The organism is Methyloparacoccus murrellii, from assembly GCF_054657115.1.
In genome coordinates, this window is sequence record NZ_BAAHXD010000002.1 from 37,983 (window position 1) to 53,506 (window position 15,524).

The window sequence follows — 15,524 nt, forward strand, 5'->3', positions numbered from 1 at the left end:
AGCCCATGACCATCGGCCTCATCTGCAACCGCGACACCGTCATCGTCCGCCGTGACGATACCATCACCATCGCCGCGCGCCTGATGCGCGAACACCATGTCGGCAGCGTCGTGGTGGTCGAGGATCTGGCCGACGGCGTCAAGCCGGTCGGCGTGCTCACCGATCGTGACCTGGTGGTCGAAATCCTGGCCCTGGAAGTCGATCCGCAGACAGTCAGCGTCGGCGACATCATGAGCTTCGAGCTGATCAGCGCGCACGAGAACGACGGCATCTGGGTCACGCTCAAGCGCATGCGCAGCCAGGGCATCCGCCGCATGCCGGTGGTCGACGACCGACAGCGGCTGATCGGCATCGTCAGCGTGGACGACCTGCTGGAACTGCTGGCCGGCGAGCTGGGCGACCTGGTCAAGCTGACCGGCCGCGAGAAGGAACGCGAAATCCTCAAGCGCAACGGCTGAGCCATGAACGTCGTCATCTACCATAATCCGCGTTGCAGCAAGTCGCGCCAGACGCTGGAACTGCTGCGGGAGCGCGGCCTCCAACCGGAGGTCGTCGAGTACCTGAAGAACCCGCCCGACGCCGCCACGCTCGACGACATTCTCGCCCGCCTGGGGCTGGAGCCGCGGGCGCTCATGCGCAAGGGCGAGGCCGTGTACCGCGAACTGGGCCTGGACGATCCGGGCCTGGACCGCGCGGCCCTGATTGCCGCGATGGTGGCGAACCCAACGCTCATCGAGCGGCCCATCGTGCTGGCGAACGGCAAGGCGGCCGTGGGACGCCCGCCGGAGCAGGTGCTCGCCATCCTGTAACCGGACCGGCCGGCCCCGATCGTCCCCCTCCGTGCAAGCGACGTCACCGTAACATGACCGACATCCTGATTCTCTACTACAGCCGCTTCGGCCATACGGCAGCCATGGCCAATCTGATCGCCCGCGGCGTCGAGGAAGTGCCCGGCGCGGTCGCCAAGCTCCGCACCGTGCCCGACGTCTCGCCGGTCTGTGCCGCCACCGCAGACAGCATTCCCGGCTCGGGCCCGCCCTACGCCACCCTCGAGGACCTGCAGAACTGCGACGGCCTGGCGCTGGGCAGCCCGACCCACTTCGGCAACATGGCGGCACCGCTCAAGCATTTTCTCGACAGCACCAGCGGGCTGTGGTTCTCGGGCGCCCTCTCCGGCAAACCCGGCGGCGTGTTCACCGCTACCTCGTCCATGCATGGCGGTCAGGAACTCACCCTGATGACCATGATGGTGCCCCTGCTCCATCATGGCATGCTGCTGGTCGGCATCCCCAGCCGTGAGGCCGCGCTGGGCCAGACCCAGACCGGCGGCACGCCCTACGGACCGAGCCGGCTGACTGGTGGCCACCCCACCATCAGCGACGAGGAACACCAGATCTGCCGCGTGTTCGGCAAGCGGCTGGCACTGGCCGCTGCCGCCCTCAAGGGCAGCGGCATCGACTGAGCGCGGGGTCCTTCCGGCTCGCATGGTCCAGCAACTCGCGCTGCCGCTGCGCTTCGATACCGGTCAGGGTTTCGCGCAGTTCTGGCCGGGCCCCAACACGGAGGTCGTCGACCACCTCCGTCGCGCGGCGCAAGGGCTGGGCGAATCGCCGCTGATCCTGTGGGGCGAGCCCGGCGGCGGCAAGTCGCACCTGCTGAACGCCTGCTGCGCGCTGGCCTCCGAACACCGGCGCACCGCCGCCTATGTGCCGCTGGCCGCCTTCGCCGGACAGGGACCGGCGGTCGCCGAGGGACTGGACAGCTACGCACTGGTCTGCCTCGACGATCTTGAAGCCGTGGCCGGCGACCGCGACTGGGAAACCGCGCTGTTCGATCTCTTCAACCGGCTGCGCGAACGGCAGGCGACGCTGATCGGCAGCGCCAGCCGCCCCCCCCCGCAGCTGCCCTTCGCCCTGCCCGACCTCGCCAGCCGCCTGGCCTGGGGCCTGACCCTGCGCCTGCACGCGCTGGAAGAGGACGACCTCCTCGTGGTCCTGCGCCTCAAGGCCCAGGGCCTGGGGCTGGAGTTGCCGCCGCCGGTGGGCCGCTATCTGCTGACCCATGCCCCGCGCGACCTGCCGGCACTGGTCGGTCTCCTGGAACAGCTCGACCGTGCCTCGCTGGCCGCCCAGCGCCGGCTCACGGTTCCCTTCGTCAAACACCAACTCGGAGTCTCCCCATGCATGTCCTCGTGATCGGCACCGGTGCCATCGGCAGTTTCTACGGCTCCCTGCTGGCCAGGGCCGGAGCCAGGGTCTCGGTGCTGGCGCGTTCCGACTACGAGACGGTCCACGCCCGGGGCATCGAGCTGGTCAGCGATACCAGACTGGGCCAGTGGCACTTCACGCCGGATGCCGTCGTCCGCGAAGCCGCCGAGCTCGAGCGGAAGCCCGATGTCGTGCTGCTGTGCATCAAGGTGGTCGAGGGGGCCGACCGCGTCCGGCTGCTGCGCGACACCCTAGGGCCCGCGACAGCCATCGTGCTGCTGTCCAACGGTGTCGAGATCGAGGACGAGGTCGCCACCGCCTTTCCCGGCCATGAGCTGATCAGCGGTCTCGCCTTCATCTGCGTGACCCGCACCGCGCCCGGCAGAATCTGGCATCAGGCCTACGGCAGGCTGGCGCTGGGCAACTATCCCTCGGGCCTGTCGGATACCGCCCGGGCGCTGGCAGCGGCCTTCGAAAGCGCCGGCATCGGCTGCAACGCCACCGCCGACATCGTCACCGCGCGCTGGCAGAAGTGCCTGTGGAATGCCGCCTTCAATCCGCTGTCGGTACTTTCCGGCGGCCTCAGCACCGCCGATATCCTGGGCACGCAGGAGCCCCTGATCCGGGCCATCATGGGCGAGGTCTGCGCCATCGCCGCGGCGCTGGGACACCCGCTGCCAGCCGGCATCATCGACCAACAGATCGAGGGCACCCACCGGATGCCGCCCTACAAGACCAGCATGCTGCTCGATTTCGAGGCCGGACGGCCAATGGAGACCGAAGTCATCCTCGGCAATGCCGTCCGCGCCGGCCAGCGGGCCGGCGTCGCCATCCCGACGCTGGCAACGCTCTACGCGCTGATGAAGCTGCGCGAACGCAGCCTGGCATCGCCGGCCGGCTGACCGCGGCGGGCGCAGCGCACCCCGGCCTCAGCCCTGCTCCCACGGCAGGCCGTGGCGGCGCCAGCCGCCCAGGGTGTTGCGGTGGCGCTGCTCGTCGAGCGGGCCCTCGAAGCCCTCCTCGACGTTCGCCACGCGGGTATAGCCGGCCGCCGCCAGGGCCTCGGCGGCGGCCAGCGAGCGCTGACCACTACGGCAGAGCAGCAGCAGGGGTGTGGCCGGATCGGGTGCCTGCTGGCGAACGCTGTCGAGGAAGGCGGGATTGGGGCGCATGCCCGGGGCGAAGGCCCAGGGAATGTTGACGGAGCCCACGGGATGGCCGACGAACGCCCTTTCGACGGGATCGCGGACATCGATCAGCATGGTCCCGGGGACGGATTGCAGGCGCGCCAGGGCTTCGGTCGGTTGCAGTCGCTCGATCATGGCAGGGTATCTCTCTTGGCTGGAACGGGAAAGCAGCCGGGCTGCGCGACCCGGGCAGGGCCCCTCAGGCGCCGGCGGCGTTGAACAGTCGCTCGACGGCGGGAATCAGCTTCTTGTCGAGCAGGAACATGATGACGTGGTCGCCATCCTCGATGATCGTGTCGTGGTGAACCTGCAGGACCTCGTCGCCGCGCACCAGGGCCCCCATGACCACCCCCTCGGGAATGTCGATCTCGCTGAGCGGCACGCCGATGACCCGGGAAACGCCCGGCTCGCCGTGGGCGACCATTTCCAGCGCCTCGCAGGCGCCATGCCGCAGCGAGTAGACCTGGGCGATGTCGCCGCGGCGGATGTAGCGCAGCAGGGCGCTGATGGTGGCCTGCTGAGGCGAAATGACCAGGTCGACATGGGACGTATCGACGATGTCGGCATAGGCATCGTTGTTGACCAGGCTGATGACCCGCCGGCAGCCCAGCCGCTTGGCCAGCATGGCGGAGAGGATATTGGCCTCGTCGTTGTTGGTGATGGCGCAGAAGACATCGGTGCTCTCGATGTTCTCGCTCAGCATCAGTTCCTTGTCCGAGGCATCGCCGACCAGCACCGTGGTCCGGCCCAGCTGGCCGGCGATCTTGCGGGCGCGGCCCGGGTCGCGCTCGATCACCTTGACCTGGTAATCGTTCTCCAGCGCCTGGGCGACCCGCTTGCCGACATGGCCACCGCCGGCGAAGATCAGCCGCTTGTAGGGTTTCTCGGTGTGGCGCAGCTCCGGCATGACGTCCTTGATCTCCTCGGCCGAGGCCAGGAAGAACACGTCGTCGCCGTGGTTGATGACGGTGCTGCCGTTGGGGACGATGGGCTGGCCGCCGCGGAAGATGGCGGCGATGCGGGTGTGGAAGTTGGGCATGTGCTGGTGCAGCTCGCGGATTTCCCGGCCGACCATGGGCCCGCCGCGTATGGCCCTGACCGAGGCCATGCGCACCCGCCCCTCGGCGAAGTCCAGCACCTGGGTGGCGCCCGGGTATTCCAGCAGCCGCTGGATGAACTGCGTGATGATCCGCTCCGGGCTGATGACGTAGTCGATGGGAATGGTTTCCGGCGAGAACAGGCCGGGAAAGCTGAAGTACTCGATGGCGCGGACCCGGGCAATCTTGCGCGGCACCTTGAAGATGATGTCGGCCATGCTGCAGGCCAGCATGTTCGTCTCGTCGTCGCTGGTGGCGGCGACCAGCATTTCGGCCTCGGCCGCCCCGGCCTGCTGCAGGACGCTCGGATGCGCGGCATTGCCCTGGACGGTGCGAATGTCGAAACGGTCCTGCAATTTCTGCAGCAGGTCGTGACGGATGTCGACCATGACGATGTCGTTCTTTTCGCTGGCCAGGCTGGCAAGCAGGCTGCTGCCGACCTGGCCGGCACCCAGGATGATGATTTTCATGGACGGGACCCAGTATCGAGGCGGCGCGATTGTAGCAGCCGGGGAGCATTCAGCCGGGGATGCCGGCCGCCGCGGCGACCCACGGCCGGGACTTGTCGCCGTAGGCGAGAAAATGGGGGTTCAGGATCGAGGGCTTGGTGTTGTAGCGCAACGGCTGGCCGTCGAGATCGACCACCGCGCCGCCGGCCTGCTCGACCACGCACTGGGCGGCGGCGGTATCCCACTCGGAGGTCGGACCGATGCGCGGGTAGAGATCGGCCTTGCCCTCGGCCACCAGACAGAATTTCAGCGAACTGCCCATCGGCACCATGAGGTGTTCGCCCAGGCGGCAAAGGTAGAGGTCCATCTCGGGGGTGCCGTGGGAGCGGCTGCCGACCACCCGCAACGGGCTGGCCGCGCGATCGAGAACCCGGATCCGCACCGGCTCGCCCTCCCCGTCCTGCCGGTAGGCGCCGCAGCCCTCGCTGGCGAAATAGGTGACGCCCAGGGCCGGCGCGAAGACCACGCCGAGCACCGGCACATGGCGATGGATCAAGGCAACGTTGACGGTGAACTCGCCGTTGCGCTTGATGAATTCCCGGGTGCCGTCGAGCGGATCGATGAGCCAGTAGGTTTCCCAGCGGGCGCGCGTTTCGAAGGGCGTGAGGGCGGACTCCTCGGACAGGATCGGGCAGCCGGGCCGCAGCCGCGCCAGGGCGGCGGTCAGGGCGGCGTGGGAAGCCAGGTCGGCCGCCGTCAGCGGCGAGCGGTCATCCTTCTCGCGCACGCCGACATCCGACCGGTAGATGTCCAGTATCGCGTGGCCAGCCTCATGGGCCAGCCTGACCACGGCCGCCAGGGATTGGGTGGGATCGGTGCGCATGGGCATGGCTTGGAATCCGCTGTCGGAGCTCACGGGCTGGGATGGGAGTGGAAGCAGGGGCAGGAATGTTGCCGGCGGGCACATTATCGCATTGCCCGGCCGATCCTTCAGGGTCTTGCGGCAAACGACGGCCGGTTAGCCGCTGCCGCACCGCTCCCGCCGGTGCAGCCACCACAGCAACAGGGCGGCCGTGGCATAGGCGAACGCGAACGGTGGCGCCGCATTGACGCCGAAATGGTTCTGCACGCCGGCGTCGGTCAGGCGATAGGCATGGATCAGGCCGAGCCAGGACAGGGCTGCCCCGGCCAGCGCCCAGGCGGCCGCCCGCTCGAAGCGGCGATCGATGACATGCGCCAGCAGGGCCGCGAGGAGGCTGGCGGTCAGCACGAAGCCCTGGCTGAGGGCGATCATCCCGTGCACCTGCAGATCGTCGCCGAACCGTTCGGCAGCCGCGCGCAGGGTGGTACCGGCGGCACGCAGGGCGGCTTCCACCAGCAGCAGGCCCCAGGCTGCCAGCGACGGCAGCAGGCCGATGCTGACCGCCAGCGCATGGCGCGCCGGGGTATCCCGATAAGCCTGGGCGGTGATGATGAGGCCGATCCAGACCAGGATGCCCAGGGTCGCCTCCAGCGGAATCCAGCGCACCACCAGGCCATGGGCGCCGGTGAGGCAGAGCAGCGCGATCACCGCGGCATTCAGGACCGAGTAGCCATAGCCCGCGCCCATGCCCTTCCAGGCAGGATGGCCGATGTAGATCGTGGTCGGGAAGGCGCTGCCGAAGGCCGCGGCGACCAGCGACCCCAGGCCGTTGGCGATCAGCGACGGGCGCGTCTCGTAGCGGTCGCCGGCGGCCTCCGCGCTTTCCAGGTTCTGCAGCGAGCCGATGATGTTCAGCAGTCCCATCGGCAGGATGACGGCCAGGTAGCGCCAGCCCAGCGGCGAGTCGATCAGCTCCAGCATCGGTCCCAGGGCCAGGTGGGGCGCGTGCCAGCCCGGCCCGACAGCGGCCGGCAGCGGGGGCGCATCGGCCCAGCCCAGGAGGCGGGCCAGCCAGGCCAGGGCCACGCCGAGCAGCACCGCCACCAGCCCGCCGGGCAGTCCCAGCGGCAGCCGGATGCGCCCGGCATAGACCGAGACCAGCAACAGCAGGGGCAGCAGCGCGATCAGGGGTGCCGCGAAAATCCGGAAGGCGAAGCCCATGGCGATGAAGCTGAGTGCGATGCCGGCCAGGGCCGACAGCAGGGCCGCCCGCGGCGTGTTGCGCCGCAGCCAGTCGGCGCCGAAGGCGCCGACCAGTTCCATCACCGCATTGAGGGCACAGGCGAACAAGCCCACCCGCCAGGCCAGCTCGGCATCGCCGGTCTCGCGGAAGACCGGCGCCATCACCAGGAAGATGAAGGCCATCAGGCTGACGGTATTGATGCCATAGGGCAGCGCCGTGACATCGCCGCGGCCGCTGCGCTGCGCCAGCCGGCGTGCCTGCCAGGCGTAGAAAAGGTTGCCGAACACCACCGACAGCGCCACGCCCGGCAGGATGCGCTCCGCGATCATGGCCGGCGCAAAGCCGCACAGGGCGGGTCCCAGCACGGCGATCAGCATGACCTGCAACAGGTTGTCGACGAACAGGCCGAAAAAGCCGTCGAGATCGCCGCGCTGGAAAGCCTTCATGGAATCGTCTGTCTCATCGGTCGTTGGCGGGACGGAACGACGCCGGCGCCTGGCCGGCGCGCTGGCCGAGGCACGATGATCCTATGCCGCGCGGCCCGGCGTCCAGCGCCCGTCCCGCCGCTCAGGACAGCCCGGACCTGACGCCCGCCTCCTGCCCGGCCGCATAGGTCAGCTTGGCGACATTGTCCCGGGTGAAGAATCCCTGGAAATCGCCGAAGCGCTGCACGTATTCGATGATCAGCGAGGAAAAGTCGGAGGCTTCGGAGAAGATCTGCTTGAGCCCCTCGCTGCGGGAGCCGACGGTTTCCAGCAGGAAGCCCTTGCCCTGGCCGGCGATGGCGTCGACGACGATATCGATGTACTCCTTGCCATCGCGCTGGCCATCCTTCACCTCGACGGCGATATGGTGCAGCCGCGGCCCGTAGTTGCGGACGAAGGTTTCCGTGGGACTGGGCAGCCGGTCCAGATGGTTCACGCAGTAGGGATGATTGTTGGCGGTGAAGACCTTGGCGGGACTCGCCGACTCCGGCACCTGGCGCACGCTCTTGGTGACGTTGGTGGAGGAATTCTGATCCCGGATGTCGTAGCTGCCCCAGTAGTAGTAGCTGGACAGGCCCAGATACTCGAGGATCGCCGCCTCGCGATTCTGGCTGTAGACGCGGGTGGCCAGGTGGTCGATGGGACATAGCAGTTCCCCGATGCCGAGCCTGTCCTGCATTTCCTTGCCGCGATCGTTGGCGGACTGGGCGGACGGCAGGATGACGCATTCACCATGCTGGTAGACGCGGATGCCATCCAGCGGCCGCTCCATGTAGCCGACCACGTTCTGGGTATAGGGCGAGGGCTTGGACAGGCTGACGTTCAGCGGTAGATCGAGTTCCGCCAGCTGGCCGACCTGGAAGAAGCGGAACTCCCGCTCCTGCTGCAGGGCGACCACCTGATGGCGATCCCGGCACAGCAGGATTTCACCCAGATAGCGGCTGTGCGGGCGCCGGGCGCCGACCGGATAGAGGTCGTTGAGGCTGCGGAAGATATCGCTGTAGTCGGGATTCTTGGGCTCGCGCAGCAGGATGTCCGGCGAGTTCATGTCGATGCGCAGCACATGGGTCAGGTGCTTTTCGCTGTCCAGGGTGACCAGGTACTGGTAGGGCGTCATCAGCGCCAGCTCGGCGATGTATTCCACCGAATTGCCGGGCTCGACGCTGATGATCATGGCCTCGATGCCGCCGATCATCTCGGTCAGCCCGGCGCGGTCGCGCGCCTCCAGCAGGCGTCCGAGATAGCTCTCGAAAAAGTCGGAATTCTTCTTGTCGCCGAATCGCGGCAGGGCGGTCGAGCAAAGCATGGTGGACTCCTGAAGCCTAGGGCTTCCAGCGAAGGTCGAGGGTCATGGGGAAACGCGGATTGACGGGTTCTTCCCGGACCAGCAGGGGCCCCGGCGTGTGGCCATGGTCCCAGAAGCGTGCCCGGCGGCGGGCCTCGGCCTCGTTGGCATTGACGGGAAAGGTGTCGTAATTGCGGCCACCGGGATGGCTGACATGATAGGTGCAGCCGCCCATGGCGCGGCCGTTCCAGCGGTCCACCAGATCGAACACCAGGGGCGCGTGAACGCCGATGGTGGGGTGCAGGGCCGAGGGCGGCGCCCAGGCCTTGAAGCGCACCGCGGCGACATATTCGCCCGGGACACCGGTCGGATGCAGCGGCAGGGCGCGGCCGTTGCAGGCCACCTGGTGGCGGTTCCCGGTCATGCCGCTGACCTTGACCTGCAGGCGTTCCACCGACGAATCCACGTAGCGCGCCATGCCGCCGAGGGTGGCCTCCTCGCCCAGCACATGCCAGGGTTCGATGGCCTGGCGCAGCTCCATCTGCACGCCCTCGTGGACCACCGTGCCGTAGCGCGGAAAGCGGAACTCCAGGAAGGGCGCGAACCAGGCATCGTCGAAGGCATAGCCCGAGGCACGCAGGTCGCGCACGATGTCGCGCAGGTCGGCCTCGATGAAATGCGGCAGCAGGAAGCGGTCGTGCAGGCTGGTGTCCCAGTACACCAGCTGGCCGGTGAAGGGGGTTTTCCAGAACCGGGCCACCAGCGCCCGCAACAGCAGCGCCTGCACCAGGCTCATGCGGTAGTGCGGCGGCATCTCGAAGGCCCGCAGTTCCACCAGCCCCAGCCGGCCGGTGGCCGTGTCGGGGGAGTAGAGCTTGTCGATGCAGAATTCCGCCCGGTGCGTGTTGCCGGTCATGTCGATGAGCAGGTTGCGCAGCAAGCGGTCGACCAGCCAGGGCTGGGCGCTCTCCTGGCCCGGGACGAGCCTCTCGCTCATCTGCTGGAAGGCGATGTCGAGCTCGTAGAGGTTGTCGTCACGCGCCTCGTCCACCCGGGGCGCCTGGCTGGTCGGGCCGATGAACTGACCCGAGAACAGGTACGACAGCGCCGGGTGCCGCTGCCAGTAGGCGATCAGGCTGCGCAGCAGATCCGGGCGACGCAGGAACGGGCTGTCCGCCGGCGTCGGCCCGCCGAGGGTGATGTGGTTGCCGCCGCCGGTGCCGGTATGGCGGCCGTCCAGCATGAACTTCTCGGTCGCCAGGCGCGCCAGGCGCGCCTGCTGGTAAAGCGTGCGGGTGCGGTTTTCCAGTGTCTCCCAGTCGCCCGACGGATGGATGTTGACCTCGATGACCCCCGGGTCCGGCGTGATCGACAGCGACTTCAGCCGAGCATCGCGCGGTGGGGGGTAGCCCTCCAGGCGCACCGGCTGCTTCAGTTCCGCCGCGCAGGCCTCGATGGCGGCGATCAGCTGCAGCCAGGCCTCCAGCCGGGTCAGCGGCGGCAGGAACACATGCAGCATCCGCTCCCTAATTTCCAGCACCAGCGCCGTGTGGATCACCTCGCGTGCCGCCGGGGTCTCCTCGATGGCTGCCGGCGGCTGGTCGGCGGGCGGTTCCGGCACCGCCGGCGGCTCCGGCAGCTCGCCCTGCGCGGCGAAGGGATCGGGCGGAAATTGCAGCTCGAAATCCTCGGGCGCCACCCAGGGCAGGCTGGACAGCGGCAGGCGCAAGCCCATCGGCGAATCCCCCGGCAGCAGGTACAGGTGCTCGTGCTTGAGCGGCCAGCGGCTGGATTTCCAGCGCATCCGGCCGGCGCTGTCCTCGCATTTCAGCGGCAACACATGGCCCACCACGCTGGCGAGGCCGGCGCGCAGCTGCCGGGCCAGGGTCCGGCGCACGTCGGCGTCGTCGAGATCGGCCGCCAGCGGATCGACGTTGGCCGGCAATCGGCTTTCCTCGTCTAGGGCCCGCCAGGGGTCCTCGTAGCCCGCCAGCAGGTAGCCGGGATGCAGGCCCAGCCGGCGCGCCAGCGCCTGGCCGAAGCGCCCGGCGCTGGCGCCGTCCGGCTGTCCGGCGGGTTCCCGCGCCAGCCAGGCGGGCTCACGCCAGAGCAGTACGCCATCCTCGCGCCAGAAGACGTTCAGGGCCCAGCGCGGCAGCGGCTCGCCCGGATACCACTTGCCCTGGCCGAAATGCGGCAGGCCGCCCGGCGCGAACTGCGTCCACAGCCGCTCCAGCAGGCGGTTGGCCAGGGTCCATTTTTCCTCCCCCAGCGCGGCGGTGTTCCACTCCGCGCCATCCATGTCGTCGACCGACACGAAGGTCGGCTCGCCGCCCTGGGTCAGGCGCACGTCGCCGGTGCGCAGTTCCTCGTCGACCTGCCAGCCGAGGGCGCGGATTTCCTCCCACTGCGCCTCGCTGTAGGGGCGGGTGACGCGCGGATCCTCGTGGATACGGACGACGCTCATGGCGACCTCCAGCCGCGCGTCGCAGATGCTGGTCATGCCGATGACGGGCGCCGCCGAGGTCGGCGAGGCGGAAACGGCCAGCGGGATGTGCCCTTCCCCGGCCAGGAGACCCGAGGTCGCGTCCATGCCGACCCAGCCGGCGCCGGGGACATAGGCCTCGCACCAGGCGTGCAGGTCGGTGAAATCGTCGCTGGGACCGGCCGGCCCGTCCAGCGGCTTTTCATCCGCCACCAGCTGGATCAGATAGCCGGAGACGAAGCGGGCGGCGATGCCCAGCCGGCGCAGCAGCTGCACCAGCAGCCAGGCGCTGTCGCGGCAGGAGCCGGAGCGCAGCATCAGGGTTTCCTCGCAGTTCTGCACCCCGGGCTCCAGCCGGATGAGGTATTCCACATCCTGCTGCACCCGCCGGTTGAGCATGACCAGCAGGTTGGTGGTGGTGATCCCGGCGGGAATGTCGCGGCGGAACGCGGACAGCCAGCGCGAGAACGCGGGGCTGGCCGGCTCGGTCTCGAGGAAGGGCGCCAGCTCGGCCGCCAGCGATTCCGGATAGGCGAACGGGTAATGCTCGGCCCATTCCTCGACGAAGAAGTCGAAAGGATTGATGACCGTCATGTCGGCCAGGAGATCGACGGTGATGTCGATTTCGCGAGTCGGCTCGGGAAAGGTGATGCGGGCGACGAAATTGCCGTAGGCATCCTGCTGCCAGTGGATGAAATGCTGCTCCGGCCGAATCTTCAGCGAGTAACCGGTCACCGGCGTGCGCGCATGCGGGGCGGGACGCAGCCGGATCTCGTGCGGCGCGGCCACGACCGGACGGTCGAAAACATAGTGGGACTTGTGGTGCAGCGCGACGCGTATGGTCATGGTCTTCGGCGGTCCGGGAGGGGGGCGGGGTCAGCCGGCCGGGGGCCGGCCGGGCGGCATCTTGATCCAGTCGGGACTGGGGAGGGAGGCGAACACGCCGCGCAGCCCCTCGCTCCAGCGCCGGCTGATCTGCGAGAAATAGGGGTCGTCCTGGGTGATGTGCTGCTCCAGGTCGAGCGCGAAGCGCGACTCACCGCAGCAGGCCAGATCGATCGGCAGCCCGACCGAGAGATTGCTGCGCATGGTCGAGTCGAACGACACCAGGACGCATTTGATGGCCTCGTCGATGGGCGTATCCGGCCGGATGACCCGGTCGAGGATGGGCTTGCCGTACTTGGTCTCGCCGATCTGGAAGTACGGTGTCTCGTCGCCCGCCTCGATGAAGTTGCCCTCGCTGTACACCAGGCACAGGCGCATGCGCTCGCCGCGGATCTGCCCGCCGACGATGAAGTTGGCGCTGGCGTCGACGTTGCTCTGCGCCAGGAACAGGCCATCGTGCTCGCGCACGGCACGGAGGCTCTCACCCAGCAGCTGGGCCACGTCGAACATGGAGTCGACATTCCAGATGTTGCGCTGCTCGTGATGACGACCCTGGAGTTCCAGCTGGTTGATGGCGCTCTGGGTGATCGACAGGTTGCCGGAACTGAGGATGATGATGCTGCGGTCGCCCGGGTGGACGAAGGTCCGCATCTTCCTGTAGCTGGCAATCTGGTCAACCCCGGCGTTGGTGCGCGAGTCCGAGGCGAACACCATCCCCTCGTTCAGCTTCAGCGCGACGCAATAGGTCATGATCTTGATGAATGACGGTGGGAACGGAATCAGGCGACCTGGCGCATGTCCAGCCGGGGCACGCGGTCCCAGCGCGACAGGTAGGCGTCGCGGATCTCCCGGCCGAGCAGGTCGATGTGGTCGAGGAAATCGGTCAGGAACTCGTGCAGGCCACGGCCGAAGACGTCCTCGATACGGCCGAAATGCAGCTGCGCATGGAGTTCGCCGGCCAGGCGCCGGGCCTCCCGGGCCGAGTTGCCGTTGATGTAGCTCAGCGCGGTCTCGACCTCGTTCATGCAGGCATGCAGGGAGCGCGGCATGTCATCGCGCAGGATGAACAGCTCCGCCACCCGCAGCGGCGAGATGACGTCGCGGTAGATCTTCCGGTAGGCCTCGAAGGCGCTGACCGATTTCAGCAGCGATCCCCACTGGTAGTAATCGGCCGCGCCGCCCACGTCGGCAACGCTGGGCAGCAGGATGTGGTACTTGACATCGAGGATGCGCGCGGTGTTGTCGCCCCGCTCGAGATGGGTACCGAGGCGGATGAAATTGAAGGCGATGTCCTTGAGGATGGTGCCGTGGGTAACGCCGCGGAACAGGTGCGAGCGCTCCTTCACCCATTCGAAGAAATCGCCGTAGCGCGCCTCGCTCATCTGTCGCGATTGGCGGTTGACCTCCAGCCAGGTCGCGTTGATGACCTCCCACATCTCCGAGGTGATGGCGCCGCGCACGGAGCGGGCGTTCTCTCGCGCCAGCCGCAGGCAGCTGTAGATGCTGGAGGGATTGTCCGCGTCCAGTGCCATGAAATGCGTCACCGCGTCGCTGCGCGCCAGCCCGTATTTCTTCTCGTAGCCACCGGCGCAGCCGGTGATGTTCAGCGGCGCGTACCACAGGTAGGCCTCGGTGCCCTCCATGTCCAGCGGCAGCAGCGAGGACCGGTGGGCCACGTCGAGGATGCGGGCGGTGTTTTCGGCCCGCTCGATGTGGCGGGCCATCCAGAACAGGTTTTCGGCGGTGCGCGAGAGCATGGTCTAGTCCTCCAGTACCCAGGTATCCTTGGTGCCGCCGCCCTGCGACGAATTGACGACCAGCGATCCCTCCCTGAGCGCGACCCGGGTGAGTCCACCCGGCACCAGCCGGATGTCCTTGCCCGAAAGCACGAAGGGGCGCAGGTCCACATGCCGGGGCGCGACACCCGCCTCCACCAGCGTCGGGCAGGCGGACAGGGCCAGCGTCGGCTGGGCGATGAAATTTTCCGGTCCCGACAGGATCCGCTGCCGGTAGGCCTCGATTTCCGCCTTGGTGCTGGTGGGGCCGACCAGCATGCCGTAGCCGCCGGAACCCTGGACCTCCTTCACCACCAGCTCGGACAGATGTTCGAGCACGTAGCCGAGCTCGTCGGCCTGGCTGAGCCGCCAGGTCGGCACGTTCGAGAGGATCGGCGTCTCGCCGAGGTAGAAGCGGATCATGTCCGGGACGAACAGGTAGGTCGACTTATCGTCCGCGACCCCGGTGCCGACGCCGTTGGCCAGGGCGACATGGCCGGCACGATAGGCATCGAACAATCCCGGCACGCCCAGCATGGAATCTGGCCGGAAAGCGAGCGGATCGAGGAAATCGTCGTCGACCCGCCGATAGATCACGTGCACCTGCTGCGGCCCCTCGGTGGTGTGCATGTAGACCCGGCTCTGGTCGACGAACAGGTCCTGCCCCTCCACCAGCTCCACCCCCATCTGGCTGGCGAGGAAGGCATGCTCGAAATAGGCGCTGTTGTAGGCGCCCGGGGTCAGCACCACGATGACCGGATCGGTGGCATAGGACGGCGCCGACTCGCGCAGGGTGTCCAGCAGCATCTGCGGATAATGTTCGACCGGCTCGACCGCGTGCATGGCGAACAGCTCCGGAAACAGCCGCATCATGGTCTTGCGGTTTTCCAGCATGTAGGACACGCCGGAGGGTGTGCGCAGGTTGTCCTCCAGCACATAGAAATCGTTCTGCGCCACCCGCACCAGATCGATGCCGGCGATCTGGGCATAGACCTGGTTGGGCAGGTCGACACCCTGCATCTCCGGCCGGTACATGGCGTTGTCCAGCACCTGATGGGTGCTGACGATGCCGGCCTTGACGATCTCCCGGTCGTGGTAGATGTCGTGCAGGAAGGCGTTGAGCGCCCTGACCCGCTGCTTGATGCCCTGCTCCAGGCGCCGCCATTCCTCGGCGCCGAAGATGCGCGGGACCATGTCGAAGGGAATCAGCCGCTCGCCGCCGTCGGCCTCGCCGTAGACGGCGAAGGTGATGCCGAGTCGCCGGAACAGGAGCTCCGCCTCGGCGCTCTTGCGCTCCAGGGATGCCTCCGGCAAGCCCTGGAGCCACCGGGCGTAGCGCTGATAGATGGTGCGCACGGCGCCTTCGGCGTCGTGCATCTCGTTGTAGTAGGGGCTGGGCGAGGTGGGCATGTTCATGTCCACGATGAAGCAAGGAGCGGGCCAGCCTGGAAAACCCCCGCCGGCCGGCCGGAATCGCGCGCCACCCCGGGGATTTGCACCATCGCGGACGCCGCCGGCACCCGGGCCCGCCTCGTTTTGGGGAGGCGGCCGCTGCCACCGCACA

The 15,524-nt window shown here is 68.0% G+C and carries 14 protein-coding genes; 5 read left to right on the plus strand and 9 right to left on the minus strand.

What is annotated here, in order from left to right:
- Positions 1–5: 5 nt before the first annotated feature.
- The 5 genes from ACYQ1H_RS00755 to ACYQ1H_RS00775 are packed head-to-tail and all read left to right on the plus strand — an operon-like array spanning position 6 to position 3,109.
- On the plus strand, positions 6–458 hold the full coding sequence (locus ACYQ1H_RS00755; RefSeq protein WP_460026214.1) for a CBS domain-containing protein: 453 nt from the start codon (positions 6–8) through the stop codon (positions 456–458).
- Between the two features lie 3 nt (positions 459–461).
- The gene (arsC, locus tag ACYQ1H_RS00760) at positions 462–809 is read left to right on the plus strand and encodes an arsenate reductase (glutaredoxin) (protein WP_460026215.1); all 348 of its coding nucleotides are present in this window, start codon (positions 462–464) and stop codon (positions 807–809) included.
- Positions 810–862: 53 nt separating this feature from the next.
- Entirely contained in the window at positions 863–1,462 is a 600-nt protein-coding gene (wrbA, locus tag ACYQ1H_RS00765) for an NAD(P)H:quinone oxidoreductase (RefSeq protein WP_460026216.1), read from the plus strand.
- Between the two features lie 22 nt (positions 1,463–1,484).
- Positions 1,485–2,195, plus strand: a complete 711-nt coding sequence (hda, locus tag ACYQ1H_RS00770; RefSeq protein WP_460026217.1) for a DnaA regulatory inactivator Hda — start codon at positions 1,485–1,487, stop codon at positions 2,193–2,195.
- Positions 2,180–3,109: a ketopantoate reductase family protein gene (locus tag ACYQ1H_RS00775; RefSeq protein ID WP_460026218.1), complete on the plus strand. Its 930-nt coding sequence runs from the start codon at positions 2,180–2,182 to the stop codon at positions 3,107–3,109. Before hda ends, ACYQ1H_RS00775 begins: the two co-directional genes overlap by 16 nt.
- 27 nt (positions 3,110–3,136) lie before the next feature.
- On the opposite strand, the gene ACYQ1H_RS00780 is transcribed toward ACYQ1H_RS00775, so the two are convergent.
- From ACYQ1H_RS00780 to ACYQ1H_RS00820, 9 genes are all read right to left on the minus strand, one after another.
- Entirely contained in the window at positions 3,137–3,529 is a 393-nt protein-coding gene (locus ACYQ1H_RS00780; RefSeq protein ID WP_460026219.1) for a rhodanese-like domain-containing protein, read from the minus strand.
- A 64-nt stretch (positions 3,530–3,593) separates the two neighbouring features.
- The gene (gene trkA / locus ACYQ1H_RS00785) at positions 3,594–4,961 is read right to left on the minus strand and encodes a Trk system potassium transporter TrkA (protein ID WP_460026220.1); all 1,368 of its coding nucleotides are present in this window, start codon (positions 4,959–4,961) and stop codon (positions 3,594–3,596) included.
- Between the two features lie 49 nt (positions 4,962–5,010).
- Positions 5,011–5,829 carry a 3'(2'),5'-bisphosphate nucleotidase CysQ gene (cysQ, locus tag ACYQ1H_RS00790; RefSeq protein WP_460026221.1) on the minus strand — a complete coding sequence of 273 codons (819 nt, stop codon included), beginning with the start codon at positions 5,827–5,829 and terminating at the stop codon, positions 5,011–5,013.
- A gap of 129 nt (positions 5,830–5,958) precedes the next feature.
- On the minus strand, positions 5,959–7,491 hold the full coding sequence (locus ACYQ1H_RS00795; protein WP_460026222.1) for a SulP family inorganic anion transporter: 1,533 nt from the start codon (positions 7,489–7,491) through the stop codon (positions 5,959–5,961).
- Between the two features lie 121 nt (positions 7,492–7,612).
- Entirely contained in the window at positions 7,613–8,836 is a 1,224-nt protein-coding gene (locus tag ACYQ1H_RS00800) for a VOC family protein (RefSeq protein WP_460026223.1), read from the minus strand.
- Between the two features lie 16 nt (positions 8,837–8,852).
- Entirely contained in the window at positions 8,853–12,146 is a 3,294-nt protein-coding gene (locus tag ACYQ1H_RS00805; protein ID WP_460026224.1) for a transglutaminase family protein, read from the minus strand.
- 30 nt (positions 12,147–12,176) lie between these two features.
- Complete coding sequence (locus ACYQ1H_RS00810; RefSeq protein ID WP_460026225.1) at positions 12,177–12,935, minus strand: proteasome-type protease; 759 nt, start codon at positions 12,933–12,935, stop codon at positions 12,177–12,179.
- Positions 12,936–12,964: 29 nt separating this feature from the next.
- Positions 12,965–13,942 carry an alpha-E domain-containing protein gene (locus ACYQ1H_RS00815; protein WP_460026226.1) on the minus strand — a complete coding sequence of 326 codons (978 nt, stop codon included), beginning with the start codon at positions 13,940–13,942 and terminating at the stop codon, positions 12,965–12,967.
- Positions 13,943–13,945: 3 nt separating this feature from the next.
- Positions 13,946–15,370, minus strand: coding sequence for a circularly permuted type 2 ATP-grasp protein (locus ACYQ1H_RS00820; protein WP_460026227.1), 1,425 nt, complete (start codon positions 15,368–15,370; stop codon positions 13,946–13,948).
- Positions 15,371–15,524 lie beyond the last annotated feature (154 nt).